This is a genomic window from Xanthobacter pollutisoli, from assembly GCF_040044995.1.
Classification (GTDB): Bacteria; Pseudomonadota; Alphaproteobacteria; order Rhizobiales; family Xanthobacteraceae; genus Xanthobacter.
The window spans coordinates 39459-61436 of the sequence record NZ_JBDZDP010000016.1; the positions used below are offsets into that span (position 1 = coordinate 39459).

Sequence of the window (21978 nt, forward strand, 5' to 3'; positions counted from 1 at the left end):
GCCGGCAACGCGAGGACTCTGGCAACATCCTCCTCGCCGATCTCTTCGACGCCGGGGGTCGCTACCATTGTGAGCTGGCTCGCCAGGACGTCGGACAGGAGTGGCGGTGGGCCGAAACGCCACGCTTCGGCCAGGGCGACGGCATGCGGAAACTTATAGTTTCCACCGTCGTCGAAATCGCGCGCGTCCAGATCCGCATGATCGACGATCTCTAGCCGCCCTTATTCACCGGCGTATTGATTTTGGCGGCAGGTTTGGCGTCGGCATGAAGGCGGTCGCGGTGCTGCGCGGCGTGTTTTTCACCGCGGCGTGGGCTGGAACTTGGGGAACGGGTTGGAGGGGCGGAGCGGGTTCGCAAGGGCCTGACGCCCGATGGTTCAGGGCACGGCGGGCCTGATCGAGGTTGCCAGGTGGCGGAAGAGGACGGCGTCGGGGCAGGCGCTGGCGAAAGCGACGCGCACCCGGCTGGCGGTCTCGGTGACGCGGGCGGCGACCTTGAGGAGCCGGAGCCGGATTGTCGTGAACTCGGCCTTGGCGAGGGCATGGGCCTTGGGGATGGCGTCGCGCACGGCGAGGATCAGCCAGTAGGCGGCGGTGTGAAGGACAAGCCGCATCTGGTTGGCAGTCGCGGCCCGGCAGCTGGTGCGGTCGGAGGCGAGTTGGGCCTTGTGCAGCTTGATCAGGTTCTCGGCCTGGCCGCGGGCGCAATAGAGGTCGGCATAGAGCCATTCGGCGGTGCCGGTCGCGATGTTGGTGACGACGTAGCGGATGTCGAGACCGAGCCGCGTCGCCTCGATGCGGGCCGAGACGCGGCGCTCTCTTGTCCAGGATTTGGCGGCATGGGTGGTCTCGGCGAAGCCACGCACCGCGTCCTTGTCCTCGATCGCCCGCTCGACGCGGATGTCGTCGGCGACCCCCTCGACCTTGGCAGCGAGTGCCTTCGTGCCAGTGAGGCCGAAGACGTAATCGACGCCGTGCGCCTCGCACCAGTCCATCACCTCCGGCCGGCAATAGTGGCCGTCGCCGCGGATGGTGATGCGGGTCGTCGGCCAATGGCGGCGGATCGCCCGGACGAGACGGCGGACGTGACCGCGCACCTCGGTGCCGGAGGGCGTCTTGCCCGGCCGCAGGATCATCGCCACCGGACGGCCGGTCGCCGTATCGTAGACGTGGATCGGCAGGAAGCAGCGCTCGTCGTAGTGGGCATTGAAGAGCGACAGCTGCTGGTGACCGTGAACCACGTCGACCGTGTCGTCGATGTCGAGCACGACCGCCTCGGGCGGCGTAGAGTAGCTTGCGCAGTAGAGGTCGACCATCACCCGGCCGAGCCTGACGAGGTCGCGCAATCCCGGCGCGTTCTCCCAGCGCGACACGGTCGGCTGGCTCATCAGGTCGGTTCCGCTCTCCGGCAGCCGCCCGCAGGCGAGCTTGAAGGCGGGGTCGGTGCGCAAGGCATCGAGATCGTCGGCGTCTTCGTAGCCGCAGGCGATGGCGAGGATGCGGGCGAGCAGGATCTCAGAGAGCGGGTGAACCACCCGCGTCGGATCACGCCGATCGGGGATCACCGCCGCAAGCTTCTCGGCGATCCCCATCCGTCGCGCTGCCTCGGCGAGCAGCATCACGCCACCGTTCGACGACAGGCGCCCGCCGTCGAACGCGGCGGTGAGCTTCTTGCCCCGGATGGCTGGAAACCAGAACGGCAGAGTCGTATCGTCGGTCATGGCGGGTGTGGCCGGCTCGATGGGGTGGAAAGGGTTGGCTTCAACAACCGAATCCTACGCCACATCAATCGCTTAGGCTACATCCGCCAGCCCCACAGGCGGGCCATCATGAATAAGACGGGCTAGATGCCGTAATAGGCCGGTGCAGGGCGTGCGATCAGAACCGTGCTGGTTAGCCGCCTTGCCTTCCGAAGGCACCCCGATTGTTCGTCCATGGCTGTGCGCTCAGTTCGGAATCGGGCTGGCGCTGCGGAAGCGCATGAACAGGCTCGACGTTGCGGAACCGAAAGCCATCACGTCGTAGGTCTCCGGTTCCATTCCGGCAACGTCCATGCCCGGCGATCCCACCGGCATGCCGGCAACGGCAATGCCGCGTACGGACGGACGCGCAGCCAGGAGCCGGATCAAAGCCGTGGCTGGAACATGGCCTTCGAGAAGGTAGTTTTCGACCTCGGCCGTGTGGCAGGACCAGAGCGCCGAGGGAATCCCAAAGCGAACTTTGATTGCGTTCATCCTTGGCTCCTCGACGATCGTCATGGAAAAGCCGGCCTTCGCGACGTGGTCGGCCCAGGCCCCGCAACAGGCGCAGGACGGATCCTTGTAGACCGTGACCAAAGGTCGGGTGGCGGCCCTGGCAGCCGTTGGCGCGAGCAGTGCCGCGGCAACGAGCAGGAGCATTCGTCTGCGATCCGTGTTCATCGGGTGGTCCTCCGGGGACGGGGAGCGCCGCAGCGCTCCCCGGGATAACAGGATGTTAGTTCGCCTTGGCGATCATGGTGACCGTCAGACGGCCATTCACACGATCGGCCTCGAACTTGACCTTGTCGCCGACCTTGACCGCTTTCAGCATGGCCGGTTCGGCGACGGCAAAGACCATCGTCATTCCATCCATGTCGAGATTTTTGATCGGCCCATGCTTGAGCGTGATCTTGCCCTGGGCCTGGTCGATCTTGGTGACTTGCCCGTCGACCGGCGCGGTCTGTGCCAAGGCGACGGTAGAGAACGCCGAGATCGCAGCTGCCATCATGAATTTGCGCATCATTCTGCTCTTTCTCTTCGGCTCGGTCACTTGACGACAATCTTGCCGAACATGCCGGCTTCTCGGTGACCCGGGATCAGACAGGAAAAGTCGAACTCGCCTGCCTTCGTAAACTTCCACACAATCTCCCCCGTCTTCTTCGGAGCGAGACGCTTAGCGTTGGGATCGTCGTGCTCCATGTCGGGGTTCTTCGCCATTTCGACGGCGTGTTTGAGATTTTCGTCCAGAGTGGCAAGGACGATTTCGTGGTCGAGCTCGCCGTTGTTACGGATGGCGAACTTGACCTGCTCACCCTTGCGGATATCGATCTTGTTCGGGATAAACACCATCTTCCCGTCCGATTCGCGCATGGTGATCTGGATAGTACGTGCCGGTTTCTTGGGATCTCCAGGCTCGCCATAGGCGCGGTCATCCCCATGGGAATGGCCCGCATCGGCTAGTGCTGCGGTCGACAGGGTAAGGGCCGCAAGCGCGGCGATCAGGAATCTTAGTTGCACGTAGGAATCCTTCTCAATGATTGCCATGGGGGGATTTTTTGCCGGGTTTCACGACGTTGAACTCGGCGGTCCTTGACTTGTCGAACGCGGCGGGAGGCTCGCGTTCGGCTCTTTTCGGTTCGCCCTTCCACTCGAAGGCGACCGTCCCTTCCGGGTGCTTGAACCATCCCGGATCCTTGTAATCGCCGGAGGCGAGCCCCTCGCGCACCTTGACGACCGAGAACATGCCGCCCATCTCGACCGCCCCGAACTGGGCGAATCCCGTCATCATCGGCAGCGTGTTGTCGGGCAGCGGCATCTCCATCTCGCCCATGTCCGCCATGCCCGCCGTGCCCATCGGCATGTAGTCGGGGACGAGCTTGCGGACTTTCTTGGCGAATTCCTTCTTGTCGACCCCGATGAAGTTGCGCACGTCGTGGCCCATGGCGTTCATTGTGTGATGCGACTTGTGGCAGTGGATCGCCCAATCGCCGGGCTTGTCGGCGACGAAATCAAAGGCGCGCATCTGCCCGACGGCGCAGTCGATGGTGACCTCGGGCCAGGCCGCGCCCTCCGGCACCCAGCCCCCATCGGTGCACGACACCTTGAAGTCGTAGCCGTGCATGTGGATCGGGTGGTTCGTCATGGTGAGATTGCCGAACCGGATGCGGACCTTATCGCCCTTGCCGGCAACGATGTGGTCGATCCCGGGGAAGACCCGAGTGTTCCAGGTCCACATGTTGAAGTCGGTCATCTCGGCGACCTTCGGCACATAGGTGCCGGGATCGATGTCGTAGGCCGCCATCAGGAACACGAAGTCCCGGTCGACGCGCCGAAATGCGGGATCCTTCGGATGCACCACGAAGAAGCCCATCATGCCCATGGCCATCTGGACCATCTCGTCGGCATGGGGGTGGTACATGAAGGTGCCGCTCTTCTGGAGCTGGAACTCGTAGACGAAGGTCTTGCCGACGGGGATGTGCGGCTGGGTCAGCCCACCGACCCCATCCATGCCGCAGGGCAGCAACTGCCCGTGCCAATGGATGGTGGTGTGCTCCGGCAGCTTGTTGGTGACGAAGATGCGGACCTTGTCGCCCTCGACCGCCTCGATGGTCGGTCCGGGCGATTGGCCGTTATAGCCCCACAGGTGGCCGACCATGCCGGGCGAGAACTCGCGCACCACCGGTTCGGCGACGAGATGGAACTCCTTCCAGTCCCCGTTCATGCGCCAAGGCAGGGTCCAGCCATTGAGCGTGACGACGGGCTGGTAGTCCGGGCCGCTCGTCGGGACGAGCGGCGGCTGCATGACCGCCTCCTTCATGGTTGCGGCTTCGGGGATCGCGGCCGCCTGGGCGCGGCCTGACACGGCGCTTGCGCTGATCAGTGCCATGCCACCGGAGGCGCCGAGGAAATTTCGACGTGAGATCGTCATGATAGTCTCCTTTCTCGGGTCAGTTCCCGCCGCCTTCGGCGGCCGAGGCCATGACGGAGCCTTCGCCAGCCGAGCCGGCTGAACTGCCTCCGCCGACGATCGCGGTCTCGAAGTCCACGGTGGCGATGAAGAAGTCGCGCTTGGCGGAGATCGCCGCGACGTTGGTGGCGATGCTTTCCCGCGCCGTCGTCAGAAGCTCGAAGACGTCGATCAGCATGCCGTTGTATTCGAGCAGAGCCTGCTCGTTGATCGTCCGGCGAAGCGGCAGAATGCTGTTCTGATACTGGCGGGCGATGTCGTAGCTGCCGCGATAGGTGAGATAGGCCGCGCGCGCTTCCGAGCGCACGTTGATGGCTTTCTCCATCAGGCGGTTGACCGCCTGCATGTAGATTTCCCGCGAGCGGCGCACGTTGACTTCGCCGCCGTCAAAGATCGGGATCTGGATTTCGAGCTCGAAGCCGCGCGGCGACGAGCTCTCCCGTACGCCGTCCACGGTCGATCGCTCGTAGTTGCCGCGCCAGCCACCATCGAGCATGGAGATGAACCGCGTCGCCTCGGTCAGCCCGAGAGTCTTGGCCATGGCATCGAGCTCGAGGCGCGCCGCGATAAGATCGACACGCTTTCGAATGGCTTCGACTTCGACCTGCTGTGCCGTCTGGATGCGGGGCATGCCCGGGAGCTGACCCGGCAATCTGTAGTCGACGTCGGCCCCCCACAAGCCCAGCATGCGGGTCAGGCCTTCGCGGTCCGTGCTGACCTTCAATCGAGCCTGGGCAAGCTCGTTGGACACCTCGGCGTAGAAGGAACTCGCTCGCGCCTGGTCGAGTTTCTTCGCGGCGCCGGTTTCGCCGAGCTTGCGCGTGAGGTCGGCGGCCGCGTCGGCGGAAACCCGTGCCTGCTCGAGGAAGGACGCGGTCTGCCGCGACGCCACAGCGCGGTAATAGGCGCGGCGGGTCTCCGCCGCAGTGCGGAAGGTTGCCTCGATTGCTTTCTGCCGGGCGGCTTCGAATTGCGTCCTGGCGATGTCGCTGCGGGCCGGAAGTGTCAGGAGCGCCAGGATGTTGGCGATTACGCGACGTTCGATATCCAGCGAACCGCCGGTGGAGAGCCGCTCGACTCCGATGACCGGATTGGGCGGCAGGCTGGCCTCGACGAAGGCAGCCTCGGAAATGCCGAGCGCATTGTACTCGGCCTGAAGACCGCGATTGTTGATGAGCGCAAGCTGGACGGCGCCGTCCGCGGTCAAGGGCTTGGTCAGGAGTGCCTTGACGCGGCTCTGGACCGCGGACGCCTCGGCGGAGGACACGATCTTCACGGTGTCCTTGCCGATCGCGGCCGAGACCTCCGCCGACACCGGGCTCATGCCGCCGTCCGGCGTGAAGGTTACGCAGCCACCCAGTGTCGTGGCGACGGCGCCGATCGCGACGAGACGCCTCCATGGTGGCGCAGGAACAGGCTTCGCCTGGCTATCGATTGTGAGCGCCATCATTCGCCCCCTGTCTTAGGAGCGACGCGCTCATTGCGCTCGATCCAGGGTTTCGGATCGACCGGACGGTAATCGACCGTTCCCGCGGTGACGGGCGCGTAGCGCAAGGGCTTCACGCTCGAACTCGCATCGGATGGGCTCTGCCCCACCTCGATCGCGGGCGGTCCGGAACATGCGGACAGAGCGACGGCGAAGGCCGTCAGCAAGACAGGTTTCATGGAGATCCTCGGAATCGGCCCAGTCGGCCTGAGCGGCATGGCCGCGCGGCATCGAACAGCGATCTTCAGCGGCTGCGGAGACGCAGCGGCGAAAGCCGTCGGCAGAAACCCGAGGACGGAAACACAGACGGATTAAATCCGTCAGCAGTCAGAGGTCGTGAAGGGAGTCGGCCGACGATCAGACGTCGGTGGATCTTGGCGGGCGCTCGAGGCGCGTCGCGGACGATTCCTTTACACCCGCATCGAGCGACGGATGATCGATGGTCCGCACAAAAGCGATGATCGCCATAGCGCATCCGCTGGCGGGAATTGCCGTGTGGCAGGCCATGGCGCAGCAGGAGTTGGATGCATCGCCGTGCTGATGTTGGGCGGAGCAGGCCGAGCCGTCTGCTTCCAGACAAGCGGAATTCTGGGCCAGGTCGCTGTCGCCGTGCTCATGCGATCCGCTGGAATGGCTGGTCTCGATCGGGGCGTGGTGCCCTTTCCCACCGCTCGATACCATCAAGGTGTTCGCAATACCCCATCCCGTGCTTGTCACCAAAAAGGCGAGCACGGTCAGAAGAACCACGAATGAGCGAAGCGAAAGCATCATATCGCCTCGCAAAATACGGGTGACGCCGTGAATGGCAAGGACCATTTTGGCGTCATGTAAAAAAGCTTCGACGCTGGTCCTCGGCAGTCACACGAAAATCCCTTGCAAGGCTTTCGCTTTATCACCGAGAACATCAACGCTACGACATCCGGCGGCCGCCTGGTCTTCCACGTATTCGGGGCTCTAGTCCGGATTATGCACCAGGGTTGGCGGGCATAGCCTAAGCTGATCGGGGTGCAGCGGGAACCAATGCGCCCGCGACCCCGTCAGCGCCCACGTTGATCCTGCTCAAGGCGGTCCTTTCATGCGCACCTACGATGAGGCATAGTTCGCCGGTGAGGCGATGAGGCACATGCTCAGGCTCAGTTCCGCAGCGGAGTGGGTGAAAGTGCTACCAGCGATCCTGGTGGCACTGGCCATGCTGTTCGCGCCCATCGCCAACGCCTATTCCGCGCCATGCCACGACGAGGATTCGGCATACGCCGTAGCGGTGGATCATCCGCACCAGATCGCCTCGCCTGATCCCGCGGATCATCATTCGGACGAGCCGACCCAACCCGCTGACCACGGAAAGTGCTGCAGCGTCTCCTGCAGCGTCTATGTGCCCGTGGCCGACGGCGCGGATTTGCACGTTCTGGATCTGACCTTTGTGCGACAGCCCTTTGATCTCGCCAACCAGGCCGCAGACGGCCTGGCGGTCTTGCCCGGCCTCGATCCCCCGCGTTTCCAGAGCTGATAGCGGTCTCAACGCATTTCAGGCGTGAGACGGACGCGCGAAGCGGCACCCCTTGAGGGTGCCGGCGCGTCGACGCGCCGCAAGATGCCCCCGAAATCAGCGTCGGTCTCGTGCCGATGGGGAAACGAGGACCTTTCCATGTATGGTCGCGACACGCTTGCCGAGCCTATGGCCGGCACGGCTGCGCTCGGGCAATCCGGACCGACGGGCACCGGAGCCCCGCAGCAAACCCGCAATGCCCAAGCGGGCGCCTTCTTCAGCGACCCCGGAACTTTCGCTCGCGATGTCCTGTCCTATGGCAGGGACGCGGCCGAGCGCTGGATCCTGTTCTGGGACACGCTTCGCCAGCGGGCCGACAACATGCTGGCGCACGAGCGCGCCGGAAAGCCGCCGCTGCTCGACTTCGACTATGAAGTCCTGCTCGATGCCCGCCGGTTTGAGCGTCCGGCAAATTATGCGCTCCTGCGCGTGACCCGCGTCGGAGATCAATGCCTGGACGCTTGCCTGGACGCTGCCAAGCCGCCGGTGGTGATCCTCGATCCGCGGGCCGGCCACGGACCGGGGATCGGCGGCTTCAGGCAGGACTCCGAGGTCGGCCTCGCCCTGCATCAGGGGCATCCCGTCTATTTCGTCACCTTCTATCCCGAGCCTGCCGCAGGGCAGACGCTCGCCGACGTGCTTCACGTGCTGCGGCGGTTCGTCGAGGAGGTGTCACGCCGCCATTCCGGCGCCGCGCCCGTGCTCTACGGGAATTGCCAGGCCGGCTGGGCGGTGACGCTGCTCGCCGCGGACTGCGCGGGGCTGACGGGTCCCGTCGTTCTCAACGGGACCCCTCTGTCCTACTGGGCCGGCGAGAGCGGCATCAACCCGATGCGCATCGCGGCGGGCTTCGAGGGCGGCGCATGGCTGACGCATCTCCTCGCCGACCTCGGGGACGGCCGCTTCGATGGCGCCTTCCTGGTGCAGAACTTCGAAGGGCTGAAGCCCGAGGCGGTGTGGGAGAAGTACGCGAACCTCTATGCCCACATGGACACGGAGCGGGAGCGGTTCCTCGCCTTCGAGCGCTGGTGGGGCGGCTACTACTTCCTGAGCCGCGAGGAGATCCTCGCCATCGTCGAGAACCTCTTCGTCGGCAACCGGCTCGAGGAGGGGCGCCTGCGCATCTGCGCGGGGTGCCATGCGGACCTCAGGCGCATCCGCAACCCGCTCGTGATCTTCGCCTCCTATGGCGACGACATCACCCCGCCCCATCAAGCGCTTGGCTGGATACCGGTCGTGTACCGCGACACCGACGACCTGAAGGCGGCGGGCCAGCGCATCGTCTATCTCGTCAACCGCCATGTCGGGCATCTCGGCATCTTCGTTTCCGCCAAGGTCGCGCGGCTCGAGCACCGGGCGATCCTGCAGAGCCTGCCGCGGATCGAGGCCCTTCCGCCCGGTCTCTACGAGATGAAGATCGACAATCCCTCGGGCGATCCCGATTGCCGCGACGGTGGCTACGCTGTCCACTTCGAGGCGCGTGAGGTCTGCGACATCCGCTTCCCCCGGCAGGACGATGCCTTCGAGCGCGTGCGCGACCTCTCCGAGCGCAACGAAGCCTTCTACAGCACTTTCGTTAGCCCCTGGGTGCAGACACTGACGACGCCATGGTCTGCGGCGCTGCTGGAGACGCTGCATCCCATGCGCACGAGCCGGCACCTCCTGTCGGAAGGCTTCCTGCCCTGGATGCACGGTGTCCGCTGGCTTGCGACGCAACTCGCTGCGGACCGGCATCCGGCCGCACCGGACAATCCCTTCAAGGTGCAGGAGGAACACATCTTCTCCCGTGTCACCGAGGCGATCGCACAGGGACGGCGCCTGCGGGACGCGGTGTGGGAGCGCGCCTTCGACGAGCTCTACAGCGGCGCGGGCAGTACCCGCCCGGTCGATATGGAACCACAGGACAGGAGCGAGAACACAAGGCCGCAAGACACACGGAGCGGTTTGGATTTCCAGGCGGCGGGCATCAGCCGCGCCGCAGCAACAAGAGGGAACTGACCATGACGACGTTTCACAATCTGATGCTCGCCAGCGCGCTGCTGCTTGCTACGCCGGGCTTCGCCGAGGACGCGCACCATCCGCCGGAGGCCCAGCCTGCTGCGCCCCAACCCACGGCGCCCTTGGCGGTCACGCCCACGCCGCAGCCGCCTCAAGCCGCCCCGGCACCCGGTGGTCCTCAAGGCATGATGGGGATGATGGGTCAGGGTGGCATGGGCATGATGGGAGGCGGAAACACAGGGGCCGGCATGGGGATGATGGGCGGAGCCGCCGCCGGCGCCATGGGGATGGGCCAGATGATGGATCCCGGCCGGATCACAGGGCGCATCGCCTTCCTGAAGGCCGAACTGAAGATCACCGACGCCCAGCAGCCCTTGTGGAGTGCGTTCACGGAGGCGCTCAAGGCCAACCGCGCCATGATGGGCGACATGCAGGAGATGATGATGGCCGCGCAGGGCGGCGGCGCCCCGACCGTGCTGCAGCGGATCGACGGTCACGAGCGCATGCTTGTCGCCCGTCTCGAAGCGGTACGGCGCCTCAAGGCCGCGCTCGGGCCGCTCTACGCGTCGTTCGACGAGGCACAGAAGCGCACGGCGGACCAACTCATGATGCCGGGCGGAATGGGGCCCATGTGAGCATCGTGACCATGTGAGCGTCGAGTCCAGGTGAGGATCGAGCCCTTGGGCGGATCGGCATGAACGCGGCCGGTCCGCCTCGAGCAGGCGGGAGGATCATATGTCCTTGCATGACGACACCAGCCATATGCCGCGACCCGGCAACGACAACGGCGCGCAAGTCCGGCACCGAGGATTCTGGCGCTCGCCTGGCGGCATCGTCGCCATCGGCTTTCTTCTCGCGGCGGGCTTCCTGTTGCTCTCGGAGCATCGTGCCCATGCGCTGGGATACCTGCCCTTCCTCCTGCTGCTCGCCTGCCCGCTGATGCACATGTTCATGCATCACGGCCATGGCCACCATGCGGGACACTCACGGAGCAGGCCGGGGCCGGGGCCCGAAGGGGATGTCCGATGATCGAAACGCCGGCCTACGGCCTGTGGGGCCTCGTCATCCTCAACTCGGTGGTCTTCATCCTGTTCGCCGCGAGCTTCACCCGGCTCAGGACGCCGCGGGACTGGCGCACCCTCGGGGCGTTCTCGGCCTTCGTCGTCGCCCTGTTCACCGAGATGTATGGGTTTCCGCTGACCATCTACCTCCTGTCGGGATGGCTCGGCCGGCAGTTCCCCGGCGTCGATTTCTGGTCCCACGACGCCGGTCATCTGCTCGAGACCCTGTTCGGATGGCGCGTGAATCCCCATTTCGGGCCGTTCCACATCCTCAGCACCATCCTGGTCTTCGGCGGCTTCTGGCTGCTCGCGGTGAGCTGGAACGTGCTTTATGCGGCCCAGCGCGATCATCGCCTTGCGACCGAAGGCCCGTACGCGCGGGTCCGGCATCCCCAGTACGCCGCCTTCGTCGTCATCATGTTCGGCTTCCTGCTGCAGTGGCCGACGCTGGTCACCCTCGCCATCTTCCCGATCCTGGTCTGGGTCTATGTCCGGCTGGCGCGGCAGGAGGAAGCGGCTGCCCGCGCCGAGTTTGGGCCCGTGTGGGACGATTACGCCCGTCGCGTTCCCGCCTTTCTCCCTCGTATCGCCATTTCATCCCCATACGCCCCTTCCTCCGGAGACGGTCCTCATGACTGAGCACGACGCGCACGCCGGCCATCATCATCACGACCATGCGGATCATCCGCACGCCGGGGCGGAGCGTTCGCCCGTGGAAGCGGTCAAGGACCCCGTCTGCGGGATGGAGGTGAACCCGGCCACCGCCGGGTTCCGGTCGGAATACGGCGGCAAGACCTATTTCTTCTGCTCCGCGAAATGCCACGACACATTCGAGGCGGCACCCACCGCCTATGTGGCCACGGAAGCTCAGCCGCGCCCCGCCAGGGAGCAGCCGAAGGGGGTGATCTATACCTGCCCCATGCACCCCCAGATCCGGCAGATGGGGCCGGGCAACTGCCCGATCTGCGGCATGACGCTCGAACCGGAGGTGACGACAGGCGAGACCGGCCCCAGCGCCGAGCTTCTCGACATGACGCGGCGCTTCTGGGTCGGCCTCGTCCTTGCCGTGCCGGTCCTGGCTCTGGAGATGGGCGGGCACCTCACCAACCTCCACATGCTGCTCGGGGCGCAGGCGTCCAACTGGATCCAGTTCCTGCTGGCAACGCCGGTGGTGCTCTGGGCGGGATGGCCGTTCTTCACCCGCGCGTGGCAATCTCTGGTCACGCGCCGCCTCAACATGTTCACGCTGATTGCCATGGGCACGGGCGTGGCGTGGGCCTACAGCGTGGTGGCGACCTTCGCGCCGCAGATCTTCCCCGCCACCTTCCGCGCCGCCGACGGATCGGTGGCCATCTATTTCGAGGCGGCCGCCGTCATCACGGTGCTGGTGCTGCTGGGGCAGGTGCTGGAGCTGCGCGCCCGGGAGCAGACCGGCGGCGCCATCCGCGCTTTGCTCGACCTCGCCCCCAAGACCGCGCGGCGCATGCGCAGCGACGGCACGGACGAGGACGTGGCGCTGGAACAGGTCGTGGTCGGCGACCGCCTGCGGGTGCGCCCCGGCGAGAAGGTGCCGGTGGACGGCGAACTGGTCGAAGGGCGCAGCTCGGTCGACGAGTCCATGATCACCGGCGAATCCATGCCGGTCACCAAGGACGTCGGCGCGAAGGTCATCGGCGGCACCCTCAACCAGAGCGGCGGCTTCGTCATGCGCGCCGGCAAGGTGGGGCGGGACACCATGCTGGCGCAGATCGTCCACATGGTGGCGGAGGCACAACGCTCGCGCGCGCCGATCCAGCGGCTGGCCGACGAGGTCTCCGGCTGGTTCGTGCCGGTGGTGATCGCCATCGCGGTCCTCGCCTTCGCGGCGTGGGGCGTCTTCGGACCGGAGCCGCGCTTCGCCCACGGGCTGATCGCCGCCGTGGCGGTGCTCATCATCGCCTGCCCCTGCGCGCTCGGGCTGGCGACGCCCATGTCCATCATGGTGGGCGTCGGCCGCGGCGCATCCATGGGCGTGCTCATCAAGAATGCCGAGGCGCTGGAGCGGTTCGAGAAGGTGGACACGCTGGTGGTGGACAAGACCGGCACCCTGACGGAAGGCAAGCCGAAGGTGGTCGCCCTGAGGACGGCCGGCGGACTGGAAGAGGACGCGCTCCTGCGGCTAGCGGCGACGCTCGAGCGGGCGAGCGAGCACCCGCTCGCGGCGGCCATCGTGGCCGCGGCGGCGGAGCGCGGCCTGCCTCTCGGCGAGGCCCAGGATTTCGATAGTCCCGTGGGCAAGGGTGTGACCGGGAGCGTGGACGGCCGCAAGCTCGTCATCGGCAGCCATCGCATCATGGGCGAGGCGGGCGTGGACCTTTCGGCGCTTTCGGCCGAGGCCGAGGCGCTGCGCGGCGACGGCGCCACCGTGATCTTCGTCGCCGTCGACGGGCGCGTCGGTGGCCTCATCGCCATCGCCGACCCGGTCAAGGCGACGACGCCCGCCGCCTTGGCGGCCCTCAGGGCAGCCGGGGTCCGCGTCGTCATGCTCACCGGCGACAACAGGACCACCGCGCAGGCGGTGGCGCGCCGCCTCGGCATCGACGAGGTGGAGGCGGAGGTCCTGCCGGAGAACAAGGCGCAGGTGGTTGCCCGGCTGCGCCAGGAAGGCCGCATCGTCGCCATGGCAGGCGACGGCGTGAACGACGCGCCCGCGCTCGCCGCGGCGGATGTCGGCGTCGCCATGGGAACGGGCACCGACGTCGCCATCGAGAGCGCCGGCGTGACCCTGCTGAAAGGCGATCTTCAGGGCATCGCCCGCGCCCGGCAGCTGAGTCACGCCACCATGAGCAACATCCGCCAGAACCTGTTCTTTGCCTTCATCTACAATGCGGCGGGCATACCGGTGGCGGCGGGCGTGCTCTATCCCCTGTTCGGGCTTCTGCTGTCGCCCATCATCGCCGCCGCGGCCATGGCGCTGTCATCGGTCAGCGTCATCGCCAATGCCCTGCGCCTGCGGCGCACGCCGCTCGGCTGAGGCGTCCTCGTTCTTGGAATGCAGAGGCGGGTCCGGCTCCAGGGAGGGAATCATGATGAATTTCGACGGTATGATGGGCTCCGGCATGTGGGGAATGTGGCTGTTCAGCCTCCTGATCCTGGTGCTGGTCGTCCTCGGGATCGCGGCGCTCATCAAGTATCTCGGACGATGAGAGTGCGTCCCGAGGACGGAGGGGGTGAGCAGGCCAAGCCGGCCCACCAAATGCCGGGACTAAACAGCCGCCAGAGCCGGTTCGACCGTCTTCGTCCGCCATAGCTCATGGCCTTGTGGCGGGAGGCATTCGCCTTCAGCTTCGTCCCGTCCACCGCCACATGACCGAACTGCACCAGCCCGGCTGCCCGGCACAGATGCAACACCTGCACGAACAACTCCGACAGGGCGACGAGGTGGCGCTTGCGGAACGCCGCGATGGTGCGGACGTCGGGCCGGTTCAGGCCGGTCACCGCCATGACATGGACCCGCTCTTCGCAGGCGCGGGCGAGCTGACGCGAGGAGTAGAGGCCGCGGCACCCACGAGATGCTGTCTGATGCCCAGTGGCGATCCTGTAACAGCCTCCAATCGAATGGAATTTAGGAACATTGAGGTGAGGCAGGATTCCACATGTGATCCGGTTGTTCGGGACTTGTGATGAAATGTCTTCCGGGAGGTGATCGGTCCGATACGCTGCGGGTCGCGGAAATCGCCCCCCGCTGGTTGTAGGGGAGGGCGTAGGCGAATGCTGAGCAATTTGGCCGGATCGCGAACGCTTTGAATGGGGTCGGCCGGCGTCCGATCGAGGAGCACCTGATGACAGAGCAGAGGGAGAGTGCCGGGGCTGATCGTCCGGCGTCACGGCACGTCGATTTCCTGCTCGTGGGCGGCGGGCTCGCGAGCGCGGTCGCGGCGCAGACCTTGCGCGCCGAGGGCGCGACGGGGTCGATCGTGATCCTCTCGGCCGAGGATGTGCCGCCCTATCACCATCCGCCGCTCTCCAAGCACCTTTTGACCGGAACCGAAGGCGAGGCGCGGATCTTCGTCCACCCGGAAAGCTTCTATGGCGAGCACAGAATCGAGCTTGCCCTCGGCGCACGGGTGGTCGGCGTGGATACGGCAAAGCAGACCGTCACCACGGCGCGCGGGGAGGAGATCGGCTATGGCCAGCTCCTCATCGCCACCGGGGCCACGCCCAAGCCGCTCACGGTTCCCGGCGCGTCGCTCCCCGGCGTCTTCAGCCTGCGCCGCAAGACCGATGCGGATGCCATCCGGGCCGCCATCACGCAGGCAAAGCACGCGGTCGTGCTCGGCGGCAGCTTCCTCGGCATGGAGATCGCCATGTCGCTCCTGGACGCCGGCCTCAAGGTGACGATCATCGAGCAGGGGCCGGTGCTGCTGCGGCATCTCGAAGCCCCCGATCTCTCCAGCTACTTCGAACGCTATGCCGAAGGCCGCGGCGCCACCGTGATCCTGAACGACACCGCCGCCGTGCTGCGCGGCCGGGAGCGCGTTCAGGAGGTGGAGACGGCCGCCGGCCGTCACGTGGCGTGCGACCTCGTGGTGGTCAGCATCGGCGTCGCTCCGGCCACGGATTTTCTCGCCGGCAGCGCCATCGCCCTCGAGGGCGGCTACGTGGTGGTGGACGCTTTGCTGCGCACGAGCGCCCCGAACGTCTTCGCCGCCGGCGACGTCACCACCTTCTATGATCCCGTGTTCGCCCGCCGCCGGCACATCGAGCATTGGGACAACGCCGTGAAGCAGGGGCGGCTCGCCGCGCGCAACATGATGGGCCGCCGGCTGCGCTACGACGAGGTCTCCTATTTCTTCTGCGAAGTGGGCGACATCGGCTTCAACGTGCTCGGCGCGACGGAAGAGGCGGATGCCCGGGTCGCTCGCGGCGCCCTCGACCAGGGATCCTTCGCGCTGTTCTACCTGAAGGGCGACGTGCCGCGCGCCTTGTTCTCGGTGGGGCGTCCCGCCGACGAGACGCGCGTGGCCGAGGGCCTGATCCGCTATCGGGTTGGCCTGGGCGATGTGAAGGAGCGCCTGCATGAGGATGCGTTCGTCCTCGACCGCATCCCGACGCAGACGGCGCTGATCCTCCAGGGCGGCGGTGCCCTGGGCGCGTTCGAATGCGGCGTCGTGAAGGCCCTGGAGGAAGAGGGGATCTTCCCGGACATCGTCGCGGGCGTCTCCATCGGTGCCCTGAACGGCGCCGTCATCGCCGGCAATCCCCGCCACGCCGCGCAGGCCCTCGAAGCGTTCTGGGCGGACCTTGCCGTGACGACGCCCAACGTCCCCTTCCCCGAACTCAGGCGTGCGGCAGCGGCGACGAGAATCCTGACGCTGGGCGTGCCCAACTTCTTCACCCCGCGCTGGGGCCTGCCGCCCTACGGCCCTGCGGACTGGGCGGCGAACTGGACCAGCTGCTACGACACGACGCCCATGAAAGCGCTGCTCGCCAAATATGTCGACTTCGCCGCGCTCAAGGACAGTCCCGTGCGCCTTCTCGTCAGCGCCGTGAACGTGATGACGGCGACCCTCGACGTGTTCGACAGCTACGTGGACGACCTGACCCCGGACCATGTGCTGGCGAGCGGCAGCCTGCCGCCGGGCTTTCCCTGGACCATGGTCGACGGCAAGGCCTATTGGGACGGCGGCATCATCAGCAACTCGCCGCTCGACCTCGTCATCGACCGCTGCGGCCCCGACGGGAAAAGGGTGTTCGTCGTCGATCTGTTCTCGGGTGAGAGGGCGCTGCCGACCAATATGCTGGAGGTCCTCGCCCGGCGCGACGAGATCGTCTATGCGGAGCGGGTGCACAGCGACCTGCGCCATCGCGAAACCGTCGAAGCCTATCGCCGGCTCATCGACCATATCCTCGCTCGGCTCGAGCCAGAGGAGAGTGGACGGATCAAGCGCATTCCGGCCTACATCCAGCTCATGGGGGACGGCGCGGCGACGACCATCACGCGGTTCGTGCGCGCAGGCCAGGCGGGAGAACACTCGTCCCGCGACTACGATTTTTCCGACCTGGCCATCAAGGCCAATCAGGCCGAGGGCTATGCGGTGGCGAGGAAGACCCTCGGCCGGGCTTCCCCGCAGGGATAGGGGCGAAAGCCCCCGCCCCTCACCGCAGGAAGGCCCGGAAGCGCTGGAGCGAGAAGAGGAACAGGACCGTGCCGATGCCGGCGAGGGCCAGCAATTGGGGCCACACCACGTCGAGCCCGGCGCCACGGAACAGGATGGCCTGAGCCAGCATGACGAAGTGCGTGTTGGGCGCTGCATACATGATGACCTGGATGATCTCCGGCATGCTCTCGCGCGGAGTGACGCCGCCGGAGAGCACCTGCAGGGGCAGCAGCACCATCATCAGCAGCAGGCCGAACTGCGGCATGGAGCCGGCGACCGTCGCCAGGAAGATGCCCAGCGACGTGGTGGCGAAGAGCTGGAGGGCGGTGCCTGCCAGGAACAAGGCAAGGGAGCCCTGGATGGGCACGGCGAGAAACCCCTGCACGACCACTGTCAAGGAAAAAGAGGTGGCCACAAGCACCACGAGCCCCATGGACCAGATCTTGCTCACCATGATCTCGGTCGGCGTCACCGGCATCACCAGGAGATGCTCGATGGTGCCGTGCTCGCGCTCGCGGATGAGGGCGGCGCCGGTGAGAATGATGGACAGCATGGTGATGTGGGAAATAACGTTGGTGATGGCGCCGAACCAGCTCTTGTTCAATTCGGCGTTGAAGCGAGAGCGCAGCACGAGGTCCACGGGCACGTCAGAGGCGCGGCGATAGCGGTTGAGGAACTCGCTCACCTCGCTGGAGACGATGGATTGGACATATCCGCCACCGGTGAAGGCCTGGGTCATGCGGGTGGCGTCGATGTTGAGCTGGATGGTGGGGGCGCGGCCGGCCAGGAGATCGCGCTGGAAGTCGGGCGGGATGTCGAGGGCGAAGGTGTCGAGGCCCGCATCCATGCGGGCGTCCATCTCCTGCGGCGTGATCAGCTGCGGCGGGGTGAAGTAGGGAGGATAGAAAGCGGTGGAGATGCGCACCGACACCGGGGACTGATCCTCGTCGACGATGGCGATGGCGGCCCGGTTCAGCGTCTCCGGCATCGCCCTCGACGCCGTATAGATGGAGACCGTGAAGGCATAGACGATCAGGAACATGAGCACGGGATCGCGGACGAGGCCGCGCAGCTCCTTGATGCCGAGCTGGAGGACGTTGGCGGCGCGCATGGCTCACGTCGCCTGTTTCTTGAGGAGGACGGCCCCGAGGCACAGCAGCACGGGCACGGTGATGAGGAGCGGCACGAACGCGCTCCACAGGTCGGCGAAATCGAGGGCCTTCGAGAAGGTGCCGCGGGCGATGACCATGAAATAGGTGGTGGGGTAGATGCGCCCGATGAACGCCCCGGCGCCCTGGAGGGAGGAGACCGGGTCGGTCATCCCCGAGAACTGCACCGCCGGGATGAGGGTGATGAGGGAGGTGCCGAAGATGGCGGCGATCTGGCTGCTCATGAAGGTGGAGATCACGAGCCCCATCCCGGTGGCGATGATGACGTAGAGTAGCGCACCGAAGGTGAAAGTGAGGAAGCTGCCGGTGAAGGGCACACGGAAGATGAAGACGGCGACCGCCGTCAGCATCAGGAAGTTCAGCATGGCGAGGGCTACGTAGGGCAGCTGCTTGCCGACGAGGAATTCGAGCCGGGTCACTGGCGTCACGTAGAAGTTGATGATCGATCCCAATTCCTTCTCGCGCACCACGCTGAGCACCGCCAGCATCGCGGGGATCATCATCAGGAGCAGCGGGATCACTGCCGGCGCCATGGCGACCAGGCTCTCGACGCCTGGATTGTATCGGTAGCGGATCTGCAGCTGGAAATCGCCGACGGTGGCGGACTTGCCGTAGAGCTCGCGCGCCTTCTGGGTGAGCCAGCTCGCATGGATGCCCTGCACGTAGCCCTGCACGGTCTCCGCCCGGACCGGCATGGCGCCGTCGATCCAGGCGGCGACCTGCACCTTGCGCCCATGCGCGGCGTCACGCGCAAAGCCGGGGGGGATCTCGATGGCGAGGCTGAGCTCGCCGCTGCGCATGCGCCGGTCGAGGTCGGCGTAGTCGGTGATGGGCGCCTTCTGCGTGAAATAGCGCGAGCCGGCGATCTGAAGCACGTAGTCGCGGCTCACCGTGGTGTCGTCGCGGTCGAGCACGGCGAAGGAAAGGTTTTCCACGTCCAGGTTGATGCCGTAGCCCACCACGAGCATCAGGAGCACGCTCCCCAGGATGGCGAGGGCGGCGCGGATCGGGTCCCGCCGCAGCTCCAGCGCCTCGCGGCGGGTATAGGCGAACATGCGGCGCAGGCTGAATTTGGTGCCGCCGTCAGTGGCCACCTTGCCGGCCCATTCCTCCACGAGGTCGCTCGTCGCCGACACGGGCTGATGCTCCGGCGGCGCGGCGGGCGCTGCCTTGGTGCCGATGGCGCCTTCCAGATAGGCGATGAAGGCTTCTTCCAGATCCTTGGCGCCGCGCGTCTCGATGATCGCCGCCGGACGGTCGCTGACCAGCACCTTGCCCGCGTGCATGAGCGAGATGCGGTCGCACAACGCCGCCTCGTTCATGAAGTGGGTGGAGACGAAGATGGTCACGTTGTCCTTGCGGGAGAGGTCCGAGAGGATCTGCCAGAAGCCGTCGCGGGCGATGGGATCGACGCCCGAGGTGGGCTCGTCGAGGATCAGCATGTCGGGCGCATGGATCATGGCCACCGCCAGCGAAAGGCGCTGGCGGATGCCGAGCGGCAGGGCGTCCGGCAGCGCGTCCATCATGTCCGCGAGATCGAAGCGCTGCGCCATCTCGGCAATCCGGGCCGGGATCGCCTGCGGCTCCAAGCGGAACAAGCGGGCGTGCAGATCGAGATTCTGCCGGACCGTCAGCTCCGTGTAGAGCGAGAAGGCCTGGCTCATGTAGCCGACGCGGCGGCGCACCGCCAAATCGTCCGGATCCACCTCCTGCCCAAACAGGCGGGCCTTGCCTTCGGTCGCCGGCAGAAGGCCCGTGAGCATCTTCATGGTGGTGGTCTTGCCGCAGCCATTGGAGCCGAGGAAGCCGAAGATCTCGCCGCGGGCGATGCGGAAGCTCACGTCGTCCACCGCGGTGAAGTCGCCGAAGCGCATGGTGAGATGCTCGGCCTCGATGGCAATCTCCCCGTCCGCGCCCTCCGGGCGGGGCGGAATGACCACCTCCTGGTGCCCCGCGCGCTGTTCTTCAGGAAGCAGGGCGATGAAGGCGGCGTCGAGGTTGGCGGCCCCGGTCTTCGCCAGGAGATCCGCGGGCGCGCCGGTGGCGAGCACCTTGCCGGCATCCATGGCCACCAGCCAGTCGAAGCGGGCGGCCTCCTCCATGTAGGCGGTGGCGACGATCACGCTCATGCCCCGCCGGCCGGCGCGGATGGTCTCGATCAGCTCCCAGAACTGGCGTCGTGACAAGGGGTCAACACCTGTGGTGGGCTCGTCGAGGATGAGCAGGTCCGGATCGTGGATCAGGGCGCAGCACAGGCCGAGTTTCTGCTTCATGCCTCCGGACAGTTTGCCCGCCGGGCGGTCGGCGAAGGGGGCAAGGCCGGTGCTCTCTAGCAATTCGCCGATCCGGCGCTCCCGCTCGGCCCGGCCCTGCCCGAACAGGCGGCCGAAGAAATCCACGTTCTCGAACACCGACAAGGTGGGGTAGAGGTTCTTGCCCAGGCCTTGCGGCATGTAGGCGATCTTCGGGCAGGTGATGCGCCGGTGGCGGGCGTCGGCCATGTCCCCGCCCAGCACCTCCACCTGTCCTTGCTGGATGACCCGCGCTCCGGCGATCAGCGACAGCAGGCTCGACTTGCCGACCCCGTCCGGCCCGATGAGCCCGACCATGCGGCCGGCAGGGATATCGAGGCTCACCCCGTCCAGCGCCCGGGTCTTGCCGTAGGAGAGGGAGACCGCCTGCACGGACACCACGGGCCGGACGGATGCGGGAGGCGGAGGCGTGCCGCTTTCCTCCGAGGGGCTCATTGCAGGAGGCCCTGCTGGAGACGGGCCGGCCACTCCACGTTCGGATCAAGCCGCACATAGGCCATGCCGGGCAGGCCGGTCTTGACCTGCTGGATGTATTTCGTCAGCAGCTCCGGCGGGATCTGCGCCTTGATCCGGAACATGAGCTTGAGGCGCTCCTCCTCCGTCTCCACCGTCTTGGGCGTGAACTGGGCAACGTCCGCCACGAAGGTGACCTTGGCCGGAATGACGTATTGCGGCGCCGCATCGAGCACGAGCCGGACCTCCGCGCCAAGGGCGACCCGCCCGGCCTGGACGGTGGGGAGGAAGAAGGTCATGTGCACGTCGCCGAGATCCACGAGATTGAGCACCCGCCCGCCCGCGGACAAGACCTCACCGGGCTGGGCAACACGATACTGGACGCGTCCGGCGCGGGGGGACCTCAGCACGCCGTCATTGATGTCGGCGGTGATGCTGTCGATGGCCGCGCGCGCCGCGTCCACTGCCGCTTCGGCGTCGACAATGAGCGCCTTCGCGGTGCTGATCCCGGCCTCGCTGGCGGCGAGCTGGGCCTCGGCGGCGGCCACGGCGGCCTTGGCGCCCTCGGCGCTCGCCCGGTCGTCGTCGAACACCTGCTGGGACACAGCATTGGTCTTCACGAGCTGGCTCGATCGCGCGAGCTTGCGGTCCGCCGCGTCAAGCTCGGCGTTGCGCTGGGCGATGGTGGCGATCGCGGCGCGGCGTTCGGCCTCGCGCTGGGTGACGAGGCTCTTGGCGGTGTCGATGCCGATCAAGGCCCGCTGGAGCTGAGCCTGTGCCTGTCGGCGCTGAGCTTCGAGCTGCTCCGTGTCCATGCGGGCAAGCATCTGGCCGGCCTCGACGAAGTCGCCTTCATCCACAAGGATGTCCCTGATGCGGCCTGGGATCTTGGTGGACACATCGATCTCGGTCGCCTCGATGCGCCCGTTTCCGCTGGCGATGCCGTCAGGCAGACTCTTGTTGAAAAACGTCTGCCACCCCCAATACCCTCCGCCGGCCATGATCACGGCGAGGGTTGCGAAAATCAGAAGCTTCCGGGTCGAGGTCATGGGGTCGGGGGCTCTCGTTGAAATTCGGAGCTCATAAACGGCGTGGGCGGAACAGAA

Annotated in this window: 18 protein-coding genes and 1 pseudogene; 7 read left to right on the forward strand and 12 right to left on the reverse strand. The window is 66.3% G+C overall.

The window, feature by feature from the left end:
- Positions 1-377: 377 nt before the first annotated feature.
- The 8 genes from ABLE93_RS21440 to ABLE93_RS21475 all read right to left on the reverse strand — a co-directional run bounded on the left by ABLE93_RS21440 (position 378) and on the right by ABLE93_RS21475 (position 7009).
- Positions 378-1721, reverse strand: coding sequence for an IS1380 family transposase (locus tag ABLE93_RS21440; RefSeq protein ID WP_348841859.1), 1344 nt, complete (start codon positions 1719-1721; stop codon positions 378-380).
- A gap of 225 nt (positions 1722-1946) precedes the next feature.
- Positions 1947-2399, reverse strand: coding sequence for a DUF411 domain-containing protein (locus tag ABLE93_RS21445; protein WP_348841860.1), 453 nt, complete (start codon positions 2397-2399; stop codon positions 1947-1949).
- A gap of 76 nt (positions 2400-2475) precedes the next feature.
- Positions 2476-2760, reverse strand: coding sequence for a copper-binding protein (locus ABLE93_RS21450; protein ID WP_348841887.1), 285 nt, complete (start codon positions 2758-2760; stop codon positions 2476-2478).
- Positions 2761-2786: 26 nt separating this feature from the next.
- Positions 2787-3284, reverse strand: a complete 498-nt coding sequence (locus ABLE93_RS21455) for a cupredoxin domain-containing protein (protein ID WP_510183064.1) — start codon at positions 3282-3284, stop codon at positions 2787-2789.
- Positions 3271-4668: a multicopper oxidase family protein gene (locus ABLE93_RS21460; protein ID WP_348841861.1), complete on the reverse strand. Its 1398-nt coding sequence runs from the start codon at positions 4666-4668 to the stop codon at positions 3271-3273. Before ABLE93_RS21460 ends, ABLE93_RS21455 begins: the two co-directional genes overlap by 14 nt.
- A gap of 19 nt (positions 4669-4687) precedes the next feature.
- The gene (locus tag ABLE93_RS21465) at positions 4688-6154 is read right to left on the reverse strand and encodes a TolC family protein (protein WP_348841862.1); all 1467 of its coding nucleotides are present in this window, start codon (positions 6152-6154) and stop codon (positions 4688-4690) included.
- A complete protein-coding gene (locus ABLE93_RS21470; protein ID WP_348841863.1) occupies positions 6154-6372 on the reverse strand; it encodes a hypothetical protein in 219 nt (72 codons plus the stop codon). Before ABLE93_RS21470 ends, ABLE93_RS21465 begins: the two co-directional genes overlap by 1 nt.
- A 178-nt stretch (positions 6373-6550) precedes the next feature.
- The gene (locus ABLE93_RS21475; RefSeq protein WP_011993016.1) at positions 6551-7009 is read right to left on the reverse strand and encodes a hypothetical protein; all 459 of its coding nucleotides are present in this window, start codon (positions 7007-7009) and stop codon (positions 6551-6553) included.
- A gap of 307 nt (positions 7010-7316) precedes the next feature.
- Between ABLE93_RS21475 and ABLE93_RS21480 the strand changes: the two genes are divergently transcribed.
- The 6 genes from ABLE93_RS21480 (at position 7317) to ABLE93_RS21505 (ending at position 13811) form a co-directional block, all read left to right on the forward strand.
- Entirely contained in the window at positions 7317-7700 is a 384-nt protein-coding gene (locus ABLE93_RS21480; protein ID WP_348841864.1) for a hypothetical protein, read from the forward strand.
- A gap of 138 nt (positions 7701-7838) precedes the next feature.
- Positions 7839-9737, forward strand: coding sequence for a DUF3141 domain-containing protein (locus tag ABLE93_RS21485; RefSeq protein WP_348841865.1), 1899 nt, complete (start codon positions 7839-7841; stop codon positions 9735-9737).
- 2 nt (positions 9738-9739) lie between these two features.
- Positions 9740-10372: a Spy/CpxP family protein refolding chaperone gene (locus tag ABLE93_RS21490; protein WP_348841866.1), complete on the forward strand. Its 633-nt coding sequence runs from the start codon at positions 9740-9742 to the stop codon at positions 10370-10372.
- 100 nt (positions 10373-10472) lie between these two features.
- Complete coding sequence (locus tag ABLE93_RS21495; protein ID WP_348841867.1) at positions 10473-10766, forward strand: DUF2933 domain-containing protein; 294 nt, start codon at positions 10473-10475, stop codon at positions 10764-10766.
- Entirely contained in the window at positions 10763-11437 is a 675-nt protein-coding gene (locus ABLE93_RS21500; RefSeq protein ID WP_348841868.1) for a methyltransferase family protein, read from the forward strand. The genes ABLE93_RS21495 and ABLE93_RS21500 overlap by 4 nt, the downstream gene beginning before the upstream one ends.
- A complete protein-coding gene (locus ABLE93_RS21505) occupies positions 11430-13811 on the forward strand; it encodes a heavy metal translocating P-type ATPase (protein WP_348841869.1) in 2382 nt (793 codons plus the stop codon). Before ABLE93_RS21500 ends, ABLE93_RS21505 begins: the two co-directional genes overlap by 8 nt.
- 237 nt (positions 13812-14048) lie before the next feature.
- Here ABLE93_RS21505 and ABLE93_RS21510 read toward each other — a convergent pair.
- Positions 14049-14338, reverse strand: a pseudogene (locus tag ABLE93_RS21510) (transposase); the annotation flags it as partial.
- Positions 14339-14619: 281 nt separating this feature from the next.
- On the opposite strand from ABLE93_RS21510, the gene ABLE93_RS21515 reads away from it, so the two are divergent.
- Complete coding sequence (locus tag ABLE93_RS21515; RefSeq protein WP_348841870.1) at positions 14620-16917, forward strand: FAD-dependent oxidoreductase; 2298 nt, start codon at positions 14620-14622, stop codon at positions 16915-16917.
- A 19-nt stretch (positions 16918-16936) separates the two neighbouring features.
- Here the strand turns inward: ABLE93_RS21515 and ABLE93_RS21520 are convergent, their stop codons facing one another.
- The 3 genes from ABLE93_RS21520 to ABLE93_RS21530 are packed head-to-tail and all read right to left on the reverse strand — an operon-like array spanning position 16937 to position 21921.
- On the reverse strand, positions 16937-18049 hold the full coding sequence (locus ABLE93_RS21520) for an ABC transporter permease (RefSeq protein ID WP_011993024.1): 1113 nt from the start codon (positions 18047-18049) through the stop codon (positions 16937-16939).
- Positions 18050-18052: 3 nt separating this feature from the next.
- Positions 18053-20854, reverse strand: a complete 2802-nt coding sequence (gene rbbA / locus ABLE93_RS21525) for a ribosome-associated ATPase/putative transporter RbbA (protein ID WP_348841871.1) — start codon at positions 20852-20854, stop codon at positions 18053-18055.
- Positions 20851-21921: an HlyD family secretion protein gene (locus tag ABLE93_RS21530; RefSeq protein ID WP_011993026.1), complete on the reverse strand. Its 1071-nt coding sequence runs from the start codon at positions 21919-21921 to the stop codon at positions 20851-20853. Before ABLE93_RS21530 ends, rbbA begins: the two co-directional genes overlap by 4 nt.
- Positions 21922-21978: the final 57 nt, after the last annotated feature.